At 72.5% G+C, this 17,435-nt stretch carries 15 protein-coding genes; 11 read left to right on the forward strand and 4 right to left on the reverse strand.

Annotation, left to right across the window (positions count from 1 at the left end):
* Positions 1–224: 224 nt before the first annotated feature.
* The 4 genes from groES (at position 225) to ACLQ2X_RS09330 (ending at position 4,876) form a co-directional block, all read left to right on the forward strand.
* Entirely contained in the window at positions 225–539 is a 315-nt protein-coding gene (gene groES / locus ACLQ2X_RS09315) for a co-chaperone GroES (protein WP_088998427.1), read from the forward strand.
* A 70-nt stretch (positions 540–609) separates the two neighbouring features.
* Positions 610–2,256: a chaperonin GroEL gene (groL, locus tag ACLQ2X_RS09320; protein WP_425680559.1), complete on the forward strand. Its 1,647-nt coding sequence runs from the start codon at positions 610–612 to the stop codon at positions 2,254–2,256.
* A 116-nt stretch (positions 2,257–2,372) separates the two neighbouring features.
* Entirely contained in the window at positions 2,373–4,007 is a 1,635-nt protein-coding gene (locus ACLQ2X_RS09325; RefSeq protein ID WP_425680560.1) for a molybdopterin-dependent oxidoreductase, read from the forward strand.
* A gap of 104 nt (positions 4,008–4,111) precedes the next feature.
* Positions 4,112–4,876: a hypothetical protein gene (locus ACLQ2X_RS09330; protein ID WP_425680561.1), complete on the forward strand. Its 765-nt coding sequence runs from the start codon at positions 4,112–4,114 to the stop codon at positions 4,874–4,876.
* 106 nt (positions 4,877–4,982) lie between these two features.
* Here ACLQ2X_RS09330 and ACLQ2X_RS09335 read toward each other — a convergent pair whose 3' ends face one another.
* Complete coding sequence (locus tag ACLQ2X_RS09335) at positions 4,983–5,366, reverse strand: WhiB family transcriptional regulator (protein ID WP_425680562.1); 384 nt, start codon at positions 5,364–5,366, stop codon at positions 4,983–4,985.
* A 252-nt stretch (positions 5,367–5,618) separates the two neighbouring features.
* On the opposite strand from ACLQ2X_RS09335, the gene ACLQ2X_RS09340 reads away from it, so the two are divergent.
* Complete coding sequence (locus ACLQ2X_RS09340) at positions 5,619–6,428, forward strand: LuxR C-terminal-related transcriptional regulator (protein ID WP_425680563.1); 810 nt, start codon at positions 5,619–5,621, stop codon at positions 6,426–6,428.
* A gap of 11 nt (positions 6,429–6,439) precedes the next feature.
* Here the strand turns inward: ACLQ2X_RS09340 and ACLQ2X_RS09345 are convergent, their stop codons facing one another.
* Positions 6,440–6,844 (reverse strand): DUF5319 domain-containing protein, encoded by a 405-nt coding sequence (locus ACLQ2X_RS09345; RefSeq protein ID WP_425680564.1) that lies wholly within the window; start codon positions 6,842–6,844, stop codon positions 6,440–6,442.
* Between the two features lie 197 nt (positions 6,845–7,041).
* Between ACLQ2X_RS09345 and guaB the strand changes: the two genes are divergently transcribed.
* From guaB to ACLQ2X_RS09360, 3 genes are all read left to right on the forward strand, one after another.
* A complete protein-coding gene (gene guaB, locus ACLQ2X_RS09350; protein ID WP_425680565.1) occupies positions 7,042–8,604 on the forward strand; it encodes an IMP dehydrogenase in 1,563 nt (520 codons plus the stop codon).
* Between the two features lie 29 nt (positions 8,605–8,633).
* Positions 8,634–9,752 carry a GuaB3 family IMP dehydrogenase-related protein gene (locus ACLQ2X_RS09355; protein WP_425680566.1) on the forward strand — a complete coding sequence of 373 codons (1,119 nt, stop codon included), beginning with the start codon at positions 8,634–8,636 and terminating at the stop codon, positions 9,750–9,752.
* Between the two features lie 175 nt (positions 9,753–9,927).
* On the forward strand, positions 9,928–11,382 hold the full coding sequence (locus ACLQ2X_RS09360; RefSeq protein WP_425680567.1) for a M1 family metallopeptidase: 1,455 nt from the start codon (positions 9,928–9,930) through the stop codon (positions 11,380–11,382).
* Between the two features lie 15 nt (positions 11,383–11,397).
* Here ACLQ2X_RS09360 and ACLQ2X_RS09365 read toward each other — a convergent pair whose 3' ends face one another.
* The gene (locus tag ACLQ2X_RS09365) at positions 11,398–12,498 is read right to left on the reverse strand and encodes an LCP family protein (protein ID WP_425680568.1); all 1,101 of its coding nucleotides are present in this window, start codon (positions 12,496–12,498) and stop codon (positions 11,398–11,400) included.
* A 141-nt stretch (positions 12,499–12,639) separates the two neighbouring features.
* Between ACLQ2X_RS09365 and ACLQ2X_RS09370 the strand changes: the two genes are divergently transcribed.
* Both ACLQ2X_RS09370 and guaA read left to right on the forward strand, forming a co-directional pair.
* The gene (locus ACLQ2X_RS09370) at positions 12,640–14,322 is read left to right on the forward strand and encodes an FAD-dependent oxidoreductase (RefSeq protein WP_425680569.1); all 1,683 of its coding nucleotides are present in this window, start codon (positions 12,640–12,642) and stop codon (positions 14,320–14,322) included.
* 119 nt (positions 14,323–14,441) lie between these two features.
* Positions 14,442–15,998, forward strand: coding sequence for a glutamine-hydrolyzing GMP synthase (gene guaA, locus ACLQ2X_RS09375; protein ID WP_425680570.1), 1,557 nt, complete (start codon positions 14,442–14,444; stop codon positions 15,996–15,998).
* A gap of 7 nt (positions 15,999–16,005) precedes the next feature.
* On the opposite strand, the gene ACLQ2X_RS09380 is transcribed toward guaA, so the two are convergent.
* Positions 16,006–16,320, reverse strand: a complete 315-nt coding sequence (locus tag ACLQ2X_RS09380) for a PspC domain-containing protein (protein WP_425680571.1) — start codon at positions 16,318–16,320, stop codon at positions 16,006–16,008.
* Positions 16,321–16,464: 144 nt separating this feature from the next.
* Between ACLQ2X_RS09380 and ACLQ2X_RS09385 the strand changes: the two genes are divergently transcribed.
* A complete protein-coding gene (locus ACLQ2X_RS09385; protein ID WP_425680572.1) occupies positions 16,465–17,412 on the forward strand; it encodes an NUDIX domain-containing protein in 948 nt (315 codons plus the stop codon).
* Positions 17,413–17,435: the final 23 nt, after the last annotated feature.

Raw genomic sequence — 17,435 nt, forward strand, 5'->3', positions numbered from 1 at the left:
GACACGAAGGGCACGGCGTTGGCACTCTCCTTGACGGAGTGCTAGCTGAGGAATAACCTGCGATTAGCACTCTCACCCTGAGGGTGCCAACGACCGGGCCTCGTGCCCGGGAGTTGAGCGCCAGGCGGACCGGCACCCGCGACGACGGTCCCGCCCGGTGGCATGTGGCAGATTGACGCCGGTCGGCACGCTGACCGGTAACGACACCAAGTACCCGGGAGGGTATGCCCGTGACTACCGCGACCAAGGTTGCGATCAAGCCGCTCGAGGACCGCATCGTGGTGCAGGCGAACGAGGCCGAGACCACCACCGCCTCGGGCATCGTGATCCCCGACACCGCCAAGGAGAAGCCGCAGGAGGGCACCGTCCTCGCTGTGGGCCCCGGCCGGATCGACGACAAGGGCAACCGCGTGCCGGTCGACGTGAAGGTCGGCGACACCGTTCTCTACTCGAAGTACGGCGGCACCGAGGTCAAGTACGCCGGCGAGGAGTACCTGGTGCTCTCCGCCCGCGACGTCCTCGCGGTCATCGAGAAGTAAGCAACCGATCAGTGTCGTTGCCCCGATCCGGCTCGCCGGGCCGGGGCAACGTCGCTTCGAAGGGATATTGATGGCGAAGATCCTGAGCTTCTCGGATGACGCCCGGCACCTGCTCGAGCACGGTGTCAACGCCCTCGCGGACACGGTCCGGGTCACCCTCGGCCCGCGCGGGCGCAACGTCGTCCTGGACAAGAAGTTCGGTGTGCCCACGATCACCAACGACGGCGTGACCATCGCCAAGGAGATCGAGCTCACCAACCCCTACGAGAACCTGGGCGCGCAGCTGGTCAAGGAGGTGGCGACCAAGACCAACGACGTCGCCGGCGACGGGACCACCACCGCGACCGTGCTGGCCCAGGCCATGGTCCGCGAGGGCCTGCGCAACGTGACCGCCGGCACCAACCCGACCGGCCTGAAGCGGGGCATCGACGCGGCGGCCGCCAAGGTCTCCGAGGCGCTGCTCGGCAAGGCCGTCGAGGTCTCCAGCAAGGAGTCGATCGCGCACGTGGCGACCATCTCCGCGCAGGACGCCACCATCGGCGAGCTGATCGCCGAGGCGATGGAGAAGGTCGGCCGCGACGGTGTCATCACCGTCGAGGAGGGCTCCGCGCTCACCACCGAGCTGGAGGTGACCGAGGGTCTGCAGTTCGACAAGGGCTTCATCTCGCCGAACTTCGTCACCGACGCGGAGGGGCAGGAGGCGGTCCTGGAGGACCCGTACATCCTGATCACCACGCAGAAGATCTCGGCCATCGAGGAGCTGCTGCCGCTGCTGGAGAAGGTTCTCCAGAACAACAAGCCGCTGCTCATCGTCGCCGAGGACGTCGAGGGTCAGGCCCTGTCCACGCTCGTGGTCAACGCCCTCCGCAAGACCATCAAGGTCTGCGCGGTGAAGGCGTCCGGCTTCGGCGACCGCCGCAAGGCGATGCTGCAGGACATGGCGATCCTCACCGGCGCCGAGCTGGTCGCCCCGGAACTGGGCTACAAGCTCGACCAGGTCGGCCTGGAGGTGCTCGGCACCGCGCGCCGGGTCGTGGTCGACAAGGAGAACACCACTGTCGTCGACGGTGGCGGACAGGCCTCCGAGGTCACCGACCGGGTCGCCCAGATCCGCAAGGAGATCGAGGCGTCCGACTCGGACTGGGACCGGGAGAAGCTGGCCGAGCGGCTGGCGAAGCTCTCCGGCGGCATCGCCGTGATCAAGGTCGGCGCGGCCACCGAGGTCGAGATGAAGGAGCGCAAGCACCGCATCGAGGACGCCATCGCCGCGACCAAGGCCGCGGTCGAGGAGGGCACGGTCCCGGGTGGCGGCGCCGCCCTGGCCCAGATCCTGCCGGTTCTCGACGACGACCTCGGCTTCACCGGTGAGGAGAAGGTCGGTGTCTCGATCGTGCGCAAGGCGCTCGTCGAGCCGCTGCGCTGGATCGCCCAGAACGCCGGCCACGACGGTTACGTGGTGGTGCAGAAGGTCGTCGGCCAGGACTGGGGCCACGGCCTGGACGCCGCCACCGGCGAGTACGTCGACCTGGCCAAGTCCGGCATCATCGACCCGGTGAAGGTGACCCGCAACGCGGTCACCAACGCCGCCTCGATCGCCGGCCTGCTGCTCACCACCGAGAGCCTGATCGTGGAGAAGCCGGCCGACCCGGAGCCGGCCGCCGCCGGTGGGCACGGCCACTCGCACGGGCACGGCCACCAGCACGGCCCGGGTTTCTGACCCGAGGAGTTCGGCCCGACGTCAGGGCACACCGCCGACGTGGCGGTGTGCCCTGACGCGTACCCGGCGCCGGACGAGGTTGGCGGCCGAGGCCCGCGGTCGACAACACTGGATGGGTGAACACCCTCTCCCGCCGTCGCGCGGCATTGTCCGGTGTGGTCGCCGCCGTGGTGGCACTCGGTGTGGCGGAGCCGGTGGCGGTGCTGACCGGTCCGCGGTCCGCCCCGCTGATCGCGGTCGGCGGCCTCGTCGTCGACCTGGTGCCGGAGCCGCTCAAGCAATTCGCCATCGACGTCTTCGGCACGTACGACAAGATCGCGCTGCTGATCGGGACGGGGCTGTTGCTGGCCGTCTTCGGCGCGCTGCTCGGTCTGGCCGCCGCCCGCCGGCTGGCGACCGGCCTGGCCGGCATCGCGGTGTTCGCCGCGCTCGGGGTGGCCTCCGCGCTGACCCGGCCCGGCGCGGGCCCGCTCGACGTGCTGCCGTCGCTCGTCGGCGGCGCCCTGGGCGCGCTCACGCTCTGGGCCTTCGTCGCCGGCCCGCTGCGCGGGGTCGACTCCGACCGGCCGGCCGGCGATGCCGCGGCACACCGCCGGGCGTCCGTACCGCCCCCGGCGGTCGCGGCGCTCGCGAAGGACGAGGAGTCCTCCGGCGGTTGGGAGCCACCCGCGCGGGACGACGATCCGGAGTCGCGTCGCCGGTTCCTGCGCGGCGTGGGGCTGTTGGCCGGCGCGGCGTCGGTCGCCGGTCTGGGTGGGCACTGGCTGGCCGGCCGGCGTGGTGTCTCGACGGCCCGCGCGGCGGTGAAGCTGCCGGCCCCGGCCGCGCCCGCGCCACAGGTGCCCGTCGGGGCGGACCTGTCCCTGCCCCGGCTCGCCCCCTACGTGACGCCGAACCGGGAGTTCTACCGGATCGACACCGCGCTGGTGGTGCCGCAGGTGGACCCGGTCACCTGGCGGCTGCGCATCCACGGCCGGGTGCGCAAGCCGATCGAGTTGAGCTTCGACGACCTGCTCGCCCGCCCGCTCGTCGAGCGCTACGTGACGTTGGCCTGCGTGTCCAACGAGGTCGGCGGGGACCTGATCGGCAACGCCCGCTGGCTCGGCGTACCGCTCAAGGACCTGCTGGACGAGGCGGGCCCGGAGGACGGCGCGGACCAGGTGGTGGGGCGCGCGGCCGACGGCTGGACCTGCGGCGCCCCGACCGCGGCGCTGCGCGACGGGCGGGACGCGCTGCTCGCGGTCGGGATGAACGGTGAGCCCCTGCCGATCGAGCACGGCTTCCCGGTGCGGATGGTGGTGCCCGGCCTGTACGGCTACGTCTCGGCGTGCAAGTGGCTCACCGAGTTGGAGCTGGCCAGCTTCGCGGACTTCGACGCGTACTGGGTGCCGCGTGGCTGGTCCGCCGAGGGGCCGGTCAAGACGCAGTCGCGCATCGACACGCCCCGGCCCCGCAGCCGCCCGGCCGCCGGCCCGGTGACGGTCGCCGGTGTGGCGTGGGCGCAGCACCGGGGCGTGCGGCGCGTCGAGGTGCGCGTCGACGGCGGCCCGTGGCGGGACGCGACGTTGGCTCCGACGGTGTCGACGGACACCTGGGTGCAGTGGTCGTGGCGTTGGGAGGCCACGCCGGGGGAGCACACGCTCCAGGTGCGGGCCACCGACGCGACCGGTGGCACGCAGCCGGAGCAGCGCAGGCCGGTCGCCCCGGACGGCGCGACCGGTTGGCACACCGTACGGGTCACAGTGGCCTGACCTCCCGAGGTGGCGCGAGCGCCTGGTGACGACATCCAGGCTGCTAGCCTGCGGCCGTCGGTGTGATCATCGAAACGGGGGATCGGGTGCACATCATGCGGGGGATGGCGCGGCTGGGTGTCGTGATCGTCAGTGTCGTCTCGTTGGTCGGCTGCGGAGGCGATGACCTTCCGACGACGAAGGACTCGTCGGCGACCACGGCGTTGCGTGCCGGCGCCGAGGCCGTACGGAGCGCGAAGACGGTGCGGGCGTCGTTCAAGGTCAAACTGTCCGAGGGGGGTCTCCTGACCGGCAAGGCGGAGACGGTCGTCGATCTCGCCACCTCCTTCTCCTACACGTTCCGCAACGACATGGTGCCGACGTCCGACATCGATGGGACCGCGGTGGCGGAGGCCGACAGGGCGTACCTCCGTTCCTCGCGGTGGAAGCCGCCGGCCGGCAAGCAGTGGTTCGAGGTGGGCCGGAGCGCGGGCGGCAAACTGGACGAGCCGGTCCAGGGAGACTGGCTGGCCGTGGCGATGTCCTGGCTGTGGGACCCGTCGTTCCTGCTCGACCAGGGGTTGTCCGAGGTGGAGCGGATCGAGAGCGCCGTGGACGCGAGCGTGCCGGGCGCCACGGTGCGGTACGACGTCGACGTGTTCGTCGAGCATGAACGCCTGGGTCAGGAATTGACCGCGTGGGCGAAGCAGACCGGCGGGTCGACGTTCGGCGTCGTCCTGTGGACGGATGAGGACAACCGGCCGGTGCGGTTGAAGGTCAAGTCCTCGACCGCGTACATGTTGTTCGACGCCGACGTGACCTTCACCGACTACGGCGCCCCGGTGCAGGTCATCGTGCCGCCCGCGAGCAAGGTCGCCCCCGTGAGGTGACCCGCCCGCCACCAGGGTCCTGCCGCTCGGGGCCGATCGACCCCTCGGCCTACGACACCGCCGCGCCCCGGAAGCCCGGGGCGCGGCGGTCGAGGATCGTGACGGTTCAGGCGACCTTGCGCTGATCGGGGACGGCGCTCTTGTGCGAGCGGCCGAGGCGCGCCTCCAGCCGGTCGATGTCCACCCGGCTCTGCCGCCGGTCGGCCAGGTCCTCCCAGCCGAGTGCGAGCAGCCGCAGTCGCTCCGACTCGCTGAAGCCGCCCCACACGCCGTAGGGCTCGCGGACGGACAGCGCGTGGGCGGCGCACTCGGCGCGCACCGGGCAGGCACGGCAGACCGTCTTGGCGCCGGTCTCCCGGCGCAGCCGGGAGGAGCCCCGCTCGCCGTCCGGGTGGAAGAACTGGGCGCTGTCGCGGCCGCGGCAGGCACCGAGCCGCTGCCAGTCCCACAGGTCGACAATGGGTCCAGGCAGCCTACGTACGTTCGACATCAGCACCCCTCCTCCCGCGCGGCACCGCGGATGATGTTCGTGGCCAGCTACCGGGCGGCGGTCCGCGCGGGATGCCGGTTCCGGATGAAGCCCTCGGTACCCGGGTCGTTGGCGGCTCACACATGTGTGATCGAAAAGCTCGGACAGCCGGTGGCATATGCCCCATCTGTCGGAAAAGTTCGAATGATTGCCCGGAACCCCCTCCCGAGAGCACCTCCGCGTGGTCTGCTCTGAGTCGGAGAGGAGACCACTGTGAGTAGTGTTCTTGTGTGCGTTCGGACACCATTGGCGGCCCAGCATCTGACGTCCGCGGCGGCGCGGCTCGGGCTGTCCGGCGTCGTCCGGACGGCCGTCTCCGACCCGGAGGTGATGCTGCGGTTGGCTGAGCGTCCGGTCGACGTGGTGCTGGCCGACACCGCCCTGACCCGACCGGACAGCGCCGGCTTCGTCCGCCGGGTGCTCGCCCGCGCCCCGCAGGCGGCGGTGCTGCTGCTCGGCGTCGAGGAGTCGGAGTCGGCGGCGGCCACCATCAGCGCCGGGGCCCGCGGTCTGATCCAGAACGTGGACCACGACCTGACCAGCGCGGTCGCCAAGGCGCTGCTGCTGCTGTCGGCCCCGGGGCGTAACAACCGCCACCGGGTGACCGATCCCGCCCGGGACGCGGCGGCGGTCGGCGGGACGACCCGGACGGCGACGCCGGGGCGTGCCCCGGGCGGGCCGGGCTGGCCCGCGGCGGCCGTGGATGCGGCCGGCCCGCCCACGATGGTGCCGGTGCAGCGGGGCGAGGACCCCAACGACCCGGTGGCCGACGGGGCGGAGGCGGCCCAACCGGCCGTCCAGCGGTCGGCGCGCTCGCCGCGCAGCGCCACCGGGCTCACCGAGCGGGAGCTTCAGGTGCTGCTCGGCATGGCCGAGGGTAAGAGCAACGCGGAGATCGGGCGGGAGCTGTTCGTCTCCGAGGACACGGTCAAGACACACGCCCGCCGGCTGTTCCGCAAGCTCGGTGCCCGCGACCGGGCGCACGCCGTGGCCGCCGGGTTCCGGGCCGGCCTGGTGGCCTGACCCGGACGGGCTCAGCCCTCGGCGGTCTCGTCGGTGCCCTCGGTGAGCGTGTCGTGCACGCCGTCGGCGTAGCCGCGGGCGTAGTCCCAGCTCACGTAGTGGTCGGGATCGGGGTCGAAGGCCGGCTCGTGCACCCGGGGACGCCCCGAGTTGAGCAGATGGCGCAGGTTGCCCCGCAGCAGGTCCCAGTCGAAGTAGTGCGGCTCCCGGCAGTCCTCGCACTCGATCACCAGGCCACGGACCCCGATCGGCTGGAGCAGGGCCTGGTAGATCTCCAGATCGGCGAGATCCTCCAGGACGTCCTGCCGCTCGCCTTCGGTCAGCGGGTCGAGCGCGTCCTCGTCGCCGGTGTCGTGCAGGCCGGCAGCCGGATCGGCGGGGTCGCCGTTGAACGGGTCGATGGGCTCCTCGTGCACCCCCTCACCGTAGACCCCGCGCCGCCGGAAAGCCCGCCCCCGGGCCCGCTGTGGTCCGGCCTACCCCCGGGCCCGCCGCTGCCCGGGGCGGAGCAGGCCAGTGGGTACGATGAGGCGACGCGCCGTCACCCGGCGCACGCCGGTGCCCCCGCGCGCCGCCTCGCTGCAGCCCGTTCGACCAGCTCAGGGGAGCAATCGTGGAGAATTCGCCCAGCACCGAGATCCCGGCCGGCGTCGACGGCGGGGAGCTGGGTGGCCATCTGCCCGAGCTGCCGGCCGGTTCGGCCCGGGTGGTGCCGCTCGGGCTGACCTTCGACGACGTGCTCCTTCAGCCGGGCGAGTCGGACGTCGTACCCAGCCGGGTCAACACCCGGACCCGCCTGACCCGCAACGTCGAGCTGACCGTGCCGCTGCTGTCCAGCGCGATGGACACCGTCACCGAGGGGCGGATGGCGATCGCCATGGCCCGCCAGGGCGGCATCGGCGTGCTGCACCGCAACCTCTCGGTGGAGGACCAGGCGCTCCAGGTCGACCTGGTGAAGCGCTCCGAGTCCGGCATGATCACCAACCCGGTCACCGCCAGCCCGGACGACACGCTGCGCGAGGTCGACGCGCTCTGCGGGCGCTACCGCATCTCCGGTGTGCCGGTGGTGGACGGGCAGGGCCAGCTGGTCGGCATCGTGACCAACCGGGACATGCGCTTCGTCTCCGACCCGGCCACGCCGGTACGCGACATCATGACCCGGACGCCGCTGATCACCGCCCCGGTCGGGGTGAGCAAGGACGACGCGCTCGGGCTGCTGCGCCAGCACAAGATCGAGAAGCTGCCGATCGTCGACGGGGTCGGCAAGCTGCGCGGCCTGATCACGGTGAAGGACTTCACCAAGAGCGAGCAGTACCCGGACGCCACCAAGGACGACGCCGGCCGGCTGCGCGTCGCCGCCGCCATCGGGGTCGGCGAGGACTCCTACAAGCGGGCCCGGGTCCTGGTCGACGCCGGGGTGGACGTGCTCATCGTGGACACCGCGCACGGCCACCAGCGGGCCGTTCTGGAGATGGTCGCCCGGCTCAAGCGGGACGTGAGCATCGACATCGTGGGTGGCAACATCGCCACCTACGCGGGGGCGAGGGCGCTCGTCGAGGCCGGCGCGGACGGCGTGAAGGTGGGCGTGGGCCCGGGTGCCATCTGCACCACCCGGATCGTCGCCGGGGTCGGCGTACCGCAGATCACCGCGATCATGGAGGCGGCCCGGGCCGCCCGCCCGGCCGGCGTGCCGGTGATCGGCGACGGCGGCATCCAATACTCCGGCGACATCGCCAAGGCCCTGGTGGCCGGCGCCGACACGGTGATGCTCGGCAGCCTGTTGGCCGGCTGCGAGGAGAGCCCCGGCGAGCTGATCTTCGTCAACGGCAAGCAGTACAAGGCGTACCGGGGGATGGGCTCGCTCGGCGCCATGCAGTCGCGCGGGCAGGTCAAGTCCTACTCCAAGGACCGCTACTTCCAGCAGGACGTGACGAGCGACGAGAAGCTGGTCCCGGAGGGCGTCGAGGGTCAGGTGCCCTACCGCGGCCTGCTCTCCCAGGTCGCCCACCAGCTCACCGGCGGCCTGCGCCTGGCCATGGGCTACGCGGGTGCGGAGACCATCGCCGACCTGCACCAGCGCGGCCAGCTCATCCGGATCACCGCGGCCGGGCTCAAGGAGAGCCACCCGCACGACATCCAGATGACCGTCGAGGCGCCCAACTACCACACCCGCTGACCCACCACCCCCAACCATCTGGAGTCCCCATGCGTGACGTGGTCGAGATCGGGCTGGGCAAGACCGCGCAGCGCGGCTACCACCTGGACGACATCGCCATCGTGCCGAGCCGCCGCACCCGGGACGTCGACGACGTCTCCACCGCGTGGCAGCTCGACGCGTACCGGTTCGACATCCCCTGCGTCGCGCACCCCTCGGACGCGACGATGAGCCCCGCCTCGGCGGTCCGGCTCGGCCAGCTCGGCGGGCTCGGCGTGCTCAACGTCGAAGGGCTGTGGACCCGCTACGAGAACCCGGGCAAGGTGCTGGAGGAGTTGGCCGGCCTCGGCGAGGACGCGCGGGCGACCAAGCGCCTCCAGGAGGTCTACGCCGAGCCGATCCGCCCCGACCTGATCGCCGAGCGGGTGCGCGAGCTGCGGGCCGGCGGCGGCACGGTGGCGGTGCGGGTGTCCCCGCAGCACACCCTGGCGCTGGCCCCGGTGATCCTGGACGCCGGGGTGGACATCCTGGTCATCCAGGGCACCCTGGTCTCCGCCGAGCACGTCTCCACCACCGACGAGCCGCTGAACCTCAAGGAGTTCATCGCCGACCTGGACCTGCCGGTCATCGTCGGCGGCTGCACCGACTACAAGACCGCGCTGCACCTGATGCGTACCGGCGCGGCCGGCGTGATCGTGGGCATCGGCGGTGACGACTGGTCGACCACCGAGTCGGTGCTCGGCATCCGGGTGCCGATGGCCACCGCCATCGCCGACGCCGCCGCGGCCCGCCGCGACTACCTGGACGAGACCGGCGGCCGGTACGTGCACCTGATCGCCGACGGCGACATGCAGACCTCCGGCGACGTGGCCAAGGCGCTGGGCTGCGGCGCGGACGCGGTGATGCTCGGCGAGCCGCTCTCGCTGTGCGAGGAGGCCCCGGCCGGTGGCGCCTGGTGGCACTCCGCGGCCAGTCACCCGTCGCTGCCCCGGGGCGCGTTCGAGGTGGCCGGGGAGCCGCTCGGCTCGATGGAGCGGCTGCTGTTCGGCCCGGCCGACGAGCCGGACGGGCAGCTCAACCTCTTCGGCGGCCTGCGCCGCGCGATGGCCAAGTGCGGCTACCGCGACCTCAAGGAGTTCCAGAAGGTCGGCCTGGTCCTCGACCGCTGAACACCGCGCGGCGCGGGTGCGGGTTCCGGCCCCGCCCGCGCCGCCGCGCGTCTAGGCTCGCCGGGTGGGCGCCCGTGCCGCCGTGACGTGCGTGTGACCGTCGCTGGGTAGGCTGCCGCGGGCGGAACGGCCCGCGGGGAGGGCCGCCGTGCGGGCTCCGGGAAGGATCGAGGCGATGACGCGGCGCGGGGGACGACGACTGCTGGGACTGGTGGCCTGCGGAACGCTCCTGGCCGGCTGTGGATCGGCCGAACCGGACCCGGCTCCGCCGTCGTCCGCGACCGCGTCGCCGTCGGCCACCCGCGGGTTCGCGCCCGGTGCGCCAGGTGTCGGCGATCCCTACTTCCCCCGGTACGGCAACGGCGGCTACGACGTCGCGCACTACACGCTGAAGGTGCGCTACGACCCGGCCACCGACAAGCTGACCGGGGTCACCACGCTGCGGGCCACCGCCACCGCCAACCTGTCCGCGTTCAACCTGGACCTGGCCGGGCTGACCGTCCGCTCGGTCACCGTGGACGGTGCCAAGGCCCAGCACAGCCGCACCGACAACGAGCTGGTCGTCACCCCGGCCACCGGCCTCACCTCCGGCAACGGCTTCGTCGCCGAGATCCGCTACGACGGGCGGCCGGAGGCGTTGCGCACCGAGGCGCTCGGCGAGGGCGGCTGGCTGCACACCGACGACGGGGCGATCGCGCTCGGGCAGCCGGAGTCGGCGAGCACCTGGTTCCCGGTCAACGACCACCCGTCGGACAAGGCCACCTACGACGTCGAGATCACCGTGCCGAAGGGACTGACCGCGGTCTCCAACGGGGTGCCGAAGCCGAGGACGACGAGCGGCGACTGGACCACCTGGCGGTGGTCGGAGGGCGCGCCGATGGCCAGTTACCTGACCACTGTGGTGATCGGGAAGTTCCGGGTCACCTCGGGGGAGCACAAGGGACGGCCGGTGTACCACGCCGTCAGCACGCGGTTGGCCGAGGGCGCCCCGGACCGGTCGATCGCCCGCACCGTGGAGGTCGCCGACTACCTGGAGAGCGTGTTCGGGCCGTACCCGTTCGACGCGTACGGGGGTGTGGTGGTCGCCGACGACCGGGTCCGCTACGCGTTGGAGACGCAGAGCCGGCCGGTGTACTCGGCGAACTTCTTCCGGCAGGGCGACAACACCGGTGTGGTCGCGCACGAGCTGGCCCACCAGTGGTTCGGCGACAGCGTGTCGATCCAGCGCTGGCAGGACATCTGGCTCAACGAGGGGCTGGCCACGTACGCCGAGTGGTTGTGGGCGGAGCACAGTGGCACGTCCACCGTGCAACGCACGTTCGAGCAGATGTTCGCGAACGCCTCCACGCAGGTGTGGCGGACGCCGCCGGGCCGGCCGGGGGTGGAGAACCTGTTCAGTCGGTCGGTCTACGACCGGGGCGGGATGACCGTGCACGCGCTGCGGGTGGCGGTGGGCGACGCCGCGTTCTTCCGCATCCTGCGCACCTGGGCGGCGGAACGGAAGAACGGCAACGCCACCATCGCGGACTTCGTGGCGCTGGCCGAGCGGGTCTCCGACAGGGACCTGGCGAAGGTGTTCGACCCCTGGCTCTACGGCACCGAGCGTCCGCCGACCCCGAAGGCCCTCTGAGCCCCGCCGGGCGGCTCAGTTCCTGACCCGCAGGGCCGGGTGGGCGGCCAGGAAGGGCTCCGCCCGCCCACGGCGCAGGGCGGTGAGGAAGTCCCGACCGAGCGGTTGGAGTTGCTCACCGCGGTACGCGCCGCCGCTGCCCACGCCGGCGCCGGGCAGCCCGACGAGGGTGAGCCGGTCGGCCGGCAGGCCACCGAGGGCGTACGCGAAGTCGATGAGCTTCCGTCCGCCCCCGGTGTAGACCAGGGTCCGGCCCAGCGCGGCGACCACCTGCTCGACCCGTTGCGGGTCGCGGGCCGTGCCCTGGCTGAGGATCTTGCGGGCCAGTGCCCGGAGCAGTTGCTGCTGGTGCCGCTGCCGGGTGTAGTCGCCACCTGCGGTGTAGCGCTGCCGCGCGTAGTCGAGCGCCTGCCAGCCGGTCAGGCGGCGGGTGCCCTTCTCGTAGACCATCTGCGGGCCGACGTATCCGCCGCCGGTGAGCGTGCGCATGGCGCCGTCCGGCCGGCGGTGCCGGGAGGCGACCCGCTGGTCGACGTAGAGGTCGACGCCGCCGAGCGTGTCCACCAGCCGGTCGAACCCGCCGAACGTGATCACCGCGCCGGCGTCGATGCGCAGCCCGGTGTAGCGGGACACGGTGGCGCGCAGCAGCTCGTACCCCTGCTCGGTGCTGGGGTGGGCCTTGTCGCCCGGCACCCGGCTGCCGTAGCTCATCGCGTGGGTCAGCTTGGTCCGGCCGCCCGGGTAGCGGGCCTTCGGGTAGGCGGGGATGTCCACCACCAGGTCGCGGGGGAGCGAGAACAGGTACGCGCGGTCCAGCCCGGCGGGCACGTGCAGCATCAGCACGGCGTCGGCGTGCGGCTCCCAGCCGGGGATGCTGACCCGGGTGTCGACGCCGACGAGCAGCAGGTTGAGCGGGCCGGTCAGGTCCGCGCCGGGCGGTGGTGCGGGGCTGGCGGTGGTCGGGGCCGGCGTGGGGGAGGGCGGGGGTGGTGTCGTCGGGTCGGCGACCGGGGCGGCCGGACGGTCCGCCACCAGTCGCGTGCCCACCACCGCCCCGGCGGTGACCAGCAGCAGCACCACCAGCGCGGCCAGGCCCAGCAGGCGTCGTCTCTCCACGGCGTCGTCCTCTCCCCGTCCGATTCGACGCGTCCGGGATGCCCTGGGTTGCATCGATGGGCTCCGGGCGGTCGAGCGCTCTGCATGATCTGCGAAAAACACTCGCTGGCGCCATAGCTACCGGTCGGTAATGATGCGTGCATGCGCTACGACGTGGTCGTCATCGGTTCGGGCTTCGGCGGCAGCGTCACCGCGCTCCGACTGGCCGAGAAGGGTTACTCGGTGGGGGTCCTGGAGGCCGGGCGGCGCTTCGCCGACGAGGACTTCCCGCGTACGTCCTGGCGAGCCCGCCGGTTCCTGTGGGCACCCCGGCTCGGCTGCTTCGGGCTCCAGCGGATCACCCTGCTCCGCTCCGCCGACCGTCGGGCCGGTGGCGGCGTCCTGGTGCTCTCCGGCGCCGGGGTGGGTGGCGGGTCGCTCGTCTACGCGAACACGCTCTACGAACCGCTGGACGCGTTCTACGCCGACCCGCAGTGGCGGGACATCACCGACTGGCGCGACGAGCTGGCCCGCCACTACGACCAGGCGAAGCGGATGCTGGGGGTCACCACGTACCCGGTCGACACCCGGGTGGACCGGGCGATGCGGGCGGTGGCGGAGCGGATGGGGGTGTCGCACACCTTCCACGCCACGCCGGTCGGGGTGCACATCGGGCGGCCCGGCGAGCGGGTGGCCGACCCGTACTTCGGCGGGGCCGGGCCGGAGCGCACCGGGTGCAGCCACTGCGGCTCGTGCATGACCGGCTGCCGGCACGGCGCCAAGAACACACTCGTGAAGAACTACCTCTGGCTGGCGGAGCGGCTCGGCGCGCAGGTGCATCCGCTGACCACGGTCACCGCCGTGCGCCCGGACCCGGCCGGCGGCTACACGGTGCACACCGAGCGCACCGGCGCCTGGCTGCGCAAGCGCCGCGAGGTGATCCACGCCGAGCAGGTGGTCTTCGCGGCCGGCGCGTTGGGCACCCAGCGGCTGCTGCACGGGATGAAGGCGACGGGCGCGCTGCCGGCGCTCTCGCCGCGGCTGGGCGACCTGACCCGGACCAACTCGGAGGCGATCCTGGGCGCCTCGGTGGCACCCGGCGCGGCCCGCCGGCGCGGCCTCGACTTCACCGAGGGGGTGGCGATCACCAGTTCGTTCCACCCCGACCCGCAGACCCACATCGAACCGGTCCGCTACGGCAAGGGCTCCAACGCGATGGGCCTGCTCCAGTCGCTGCTCGTCGACGGCGGGCCGCGCCGGGTGCGGCGCTGGCTGGGCAGCATCGTCCGGCAACCCGGGCTGGCGGCACAGATGCTGTCCGTACGCCGCTGGTCCGAGCGCACCGTGATCGCACTGGTCATGCAGTCGGTCGACAACTCGCTGACCACCCGCTACCGCAGGGGCCGGCTGGTCTCCGGCCCGGGTCACGGTGCGCCCAACCCGACCTGGATCCCGGCCGGCAACGCCGCGGTCCGGCTGCTCGCCGAGGAGATCGGCGGCACCCCGGGCGGGGCGGTCACCGAGCCGTTCAACATCCCGGTGACCGCGCACATCCTCGGGGGCGCGGTCATCGGCGCCACGCCCGACGAGGGGGTCGTCGACCCGTGGCACCGGGTGTACGGGTACCCGGGGCTGCACGTGGTGGACGGCGCGGCGGTCTCGGCGAACCTGGGCGTCAACCCGTCGCTGACGATCACCGCGCAGGCCGAGCGGGCGATGTCGTTCTGGCCCAACAGGGGCGAGGTCGACCCGCGCCCGGCGCTCGGTTCGGCGTACACCCGGGTGGAGTCGGTCCCGCCGCACCGGCCGGCGGTCCCCCCGCACGCTCCCGCCGCCCTGCGGTGAAAGGAAGGGCCCCTTGTTAACGCCTCCGGTAGAGGAGGGGACCCCTGTTGACACGTTCGCCCCGCCACACCGCCGGGGTGCGTCCGCGCGCCCGGTGACTGTCGGTAGGCTTTGCCCACATGAGCACGCCTCGCCCTGTCCTCGTGGTGGACTTCGGAGCCCAGTACGCCCAGCTCATCGCGCGTCGTGTCCGGGAGGCGAAGGCCTACTCGGAGATCGTCCCGCATTCCATGCCGGTGTCCGAGATGCTGGCGAAGGATCCCGCCGCGATCATCCTGTCCGGCGGTCCCGCCAGCGTCTACGCGCCGGGCGCGCCGCAGATCGACGCCGGGATGTTCTCCGCGGGCGTGCCCGTCTTCGGCATCTGCTACGGCTTCCAGGCGATGGCCCAGGCGCTCGGCGGCACGGTCACCCGCACCGGCAACCGCGAGTACGGCGGCACCCCGCTGCGCCCGCGCCTGACCGAGCCGGGGGTGCTGCTGCGTGACCTGCCGGCGGACCTGCCGGTGTGGATGAGCCACGGCGACTGTGTCACCGAGGCGCCGGCCGGGTTCACGGTCACCGCCGAGTCGGCGGGCGCGCCGGTCGCCGCGTTCGAGGACGTGCCCGGCCGTCGGGCCGGTGTGCAGTTCCACCCGGAGGTGGGGCACACCGCGCACGGCCAGGAGATGCTCACCCGTTTCCTGTACGACATCGCCGGCATCGCACCGACCTGGACGCCGGCGAACATCATCGACGAGCAGGTGTCGCGGATCCGGGAGCAGATCGGCGACAAGGAGGTCATCTGCGGGCTGTCCGGCGGTGTCGACTCGGCGGTCGCCGCGGCGCTCGTGCACCGTGCGGTGGGTGACCAGCTCACCTGCGTGTTCGTCGACCACGGCTTGCTGCGGGCGGGCGAGGCGGAGCAGGTGGAGAAGGACTACGTCGCGGCCACCGGCATCAAGCTGAAGGTGGTCGACGCCCGGGAGCGGTTCCTGGGCGCGCTGGCTGGGGTGACCGACCCGGAGCAGAAGCGCAAGATCATCGGCCGGGAGTTCATCCGGGTCTTCGAGGCTGCCGCCCGGGAGATCGCCGCGCACGGCGACGTGGAATACCTGGTGCAGGGCACCCTCTACCCGGACGTGGTGGAGTCCGGCGGCGGCACCGGCACCGCCAACATCAAGAGCCACCACAACGTCGGCGGCCTGCCCGAGGACCTCAAGTTCGCGCTCGTCGAGCCGCTGCGCACGCTGTTCAAGGACGAGGTCCGGACGATCGGGCTGGAGTTGGGGCTGCCGGAGGCGATGGTGTGGCGGCACCCGTTCCCGGGGCCCGGCCTGGCCATCCGGATCATCGGCGCGGTCGACGAGGAGCGCCTCGCGGTGCTCCGCAAGGCCGACCTGATCGCCCGTCAGGAGTTGACCGCGGCCGGCCTGGACCGGGGTGTCTGGCAGTTCCCGGTGGTGCTGCTGGCCGACGTGCGCAGCGTGGGGGTGCAGGGCGACGGGCGCACCTACGGTCATCCGGTGGTGCTGCGCCCGGTCTCCAGCGAGGACGCGATGACCGCCGACTGGTCTCGGCTGCCCTACGACGTGGTGGCCCGGGTCTCGACCCGGATCACCAACGAGGTCGCCGAGGTCAACCGCGTGGTCCTGGACGTGACGAGCAAGCCACCGGGCACCATCGAGTGGGAGTGAGGCCGGGTCACGCCGGCGGCGGCCCGGCGTCAGTTCGGGGCGCGGTCGGCGGCACCGGCGGCCAGCCCGGCGCGGTGCCCGGCGGGTGCGGCCACGCGGGCGCGTCGGCCGGCTCCTCGGGCATCAGGAACCACATGATCGGGTACGCGAGCGAGGCCAGACCGCCGGTGAGCACCGTGGCGGTCGCGAAGATGACCCGGATCAGGGTGGGGTCGGCGGCGAAGTAGCGGCCGAGGCCGCTGGCCACCCCGGCGACCATGCGGTCGCTGACGGGTCGACGGAGTTGTTTGTACGGGGTCGGCGAGGGCTGCGAGGTGGTCATGTCTCCACGGTCCCGCGTGGCGGGGCGGACGGCCTCGGTGACCGCCCGGACGCCTACCCTGAGCTGTCCCTGAGGTGCCAGACAAGAGTCAGGAATCTGACTCTTTTCGATGTCGGTAACCCGTTCCGGGGAGAATTTGACCCCGTGACCACCTCACTGGAGCCGCTTCGCAGGATCGCGGCATACGCAGTTTGTGCTGACTCGAACGGCCGAGTGTTGCTGGTCCGCGCATCGGAGCGCTCCGGCACCCCCGGCACCTGGTCGCTCCCCGGCGGTGCCGTGGACCACGGTGAGGACCCCAAACACACGGTCGTCCGCGAGACCGCCGCCGAGACGGGGCTCTCCGTCGCGGTCGCCGGCCTGCAGGACGTGCTCGCCGACATGCGGGCCCTGCCGGAGCGGCACATCACCATCCACACCGACCGGCTGCTCTACACCGTCTCGGTCCGCGGCGGGACGCTCACCGAGCGCGTCGACCGCCCCACCGACCTGGCCCGTTGGTTCACCCTCGACGAGGCCCGGGAGTTGCCGCTGCGGCTGTTCACCGCGCGCGCCCTCGGGCTGCCCACCTCCACCGACGACATCGTGCCGGAGGAGGTGCCCGAGTTCCCCTCGTTCTATGCCGTGCCCGGCCCGGACGGGCTGCACCGGGCGCAGCGCTTCGCCGCGTACGCGGTGGTGACCGACCCGGACGAACGGATCCTGTTGACCCGGGTGTCCGACGGTTACCCGGGCGCCGGGTGCTGGCACCTGCCGGGCGGCGGTACCGACTACGGCGAGCAGCCGGGCGCCGCGCTGATCCGGGAGCTGGTCGAGGAGACCGGGCAGACCGGACGCCTGGTGGAGTTGCTCGGGGTGGCCAGTCACCGGGACGCCGCCTCGCTCGGCCCGGAGGGCTACCCGATCGACTGGCACGGTGTGCGCGCCTTCTACCGGGTGGTCGTCGACCAGCCGGCGCCGGCCACCGTGACCGATGTCGGTGGCTCCACCTGCGAGGCCCGCTGGTTCGGCCGCGAGGAGCTCGGCGCCCTGCCCACCGACCGGCTCACCGAGGTGACGGCCGAAGCGGTCCAGGCCGCCCACCTCCTCTGACCCACCGACCGCCCCGCCGACCA

Origin of the sequence: Micromonospora sp. DT31, from assembly GCF_049841795.1 — a bacterium.
Taxonomy (GTDB): Bacteria; Actinomycetota; Actinomycetes; order Mycobacteriales; family Micromonosporaceae; genus Micromonospora.

Coding starts and splice junctions, on each gene's coding strand:
- groES (WP_088998427.1), top strand. CDS start 225: ATGCCCGTGACTACCGCGACCAAGGTTGCGATCAAGCCGCTCGAGGAC.
- groL (WP_425680559.1), top strand. CDS start 610: ATGGCGAAGATCCTGAGCTTCTCGGATGACGCCCGGCACCTGCTCGAG.
- ACLQ2X_RS09330 (WP_425680561.1), top strand. CDS start 4,112: ATGGCGCGGCTGGGTGTCGTGATCGTCAGTGTCGTCTCGTTGGTCGGC.
- ACLQ2X_RS09335 (WP_425680562.1), bottom strand. CDS start 5,366: ATGTCGAACGTACGTAGGCTGCCTGGACCCATTGTCGACCTGTGGGAC.
- ACLQ2X_RS09355 (WP_425680566.1), top strand. CDS start 8,634: ATGCGTGACGTGGTCGAGATCGGGCTGGGCAAGACCGCGCAGCGCGGC.
- ACLQ2X_RS09360 (WP_425680567.1), top strand. CDS start 9,928: ATGACGCGGCGCGGGGGACGACGACTGCTGGGACTGGTGGCCTGCGGA.
- ACLQ2X_RS09370 (WP_425680569.1), top strand. CDS start 12,640: ATGCGCTACGACGTGGTCGTCATCGGTTCGGGCTTCGGCGGCAGCGTC.
- guaA (WP_425680570.1), top strand. CDS start 14,442: ATGAGCACGCCTCGCCCTGTCCTCGTGGTGGACTTCGGAGCCCAGTAC.
- ACLQ2X_RS09380 (WP_425680571.1), bottom strand. CDS start 16,320: ATGACCACCTCGCAGCCCTCGCCGACCCCGTACAAACAACTCCGTCGA.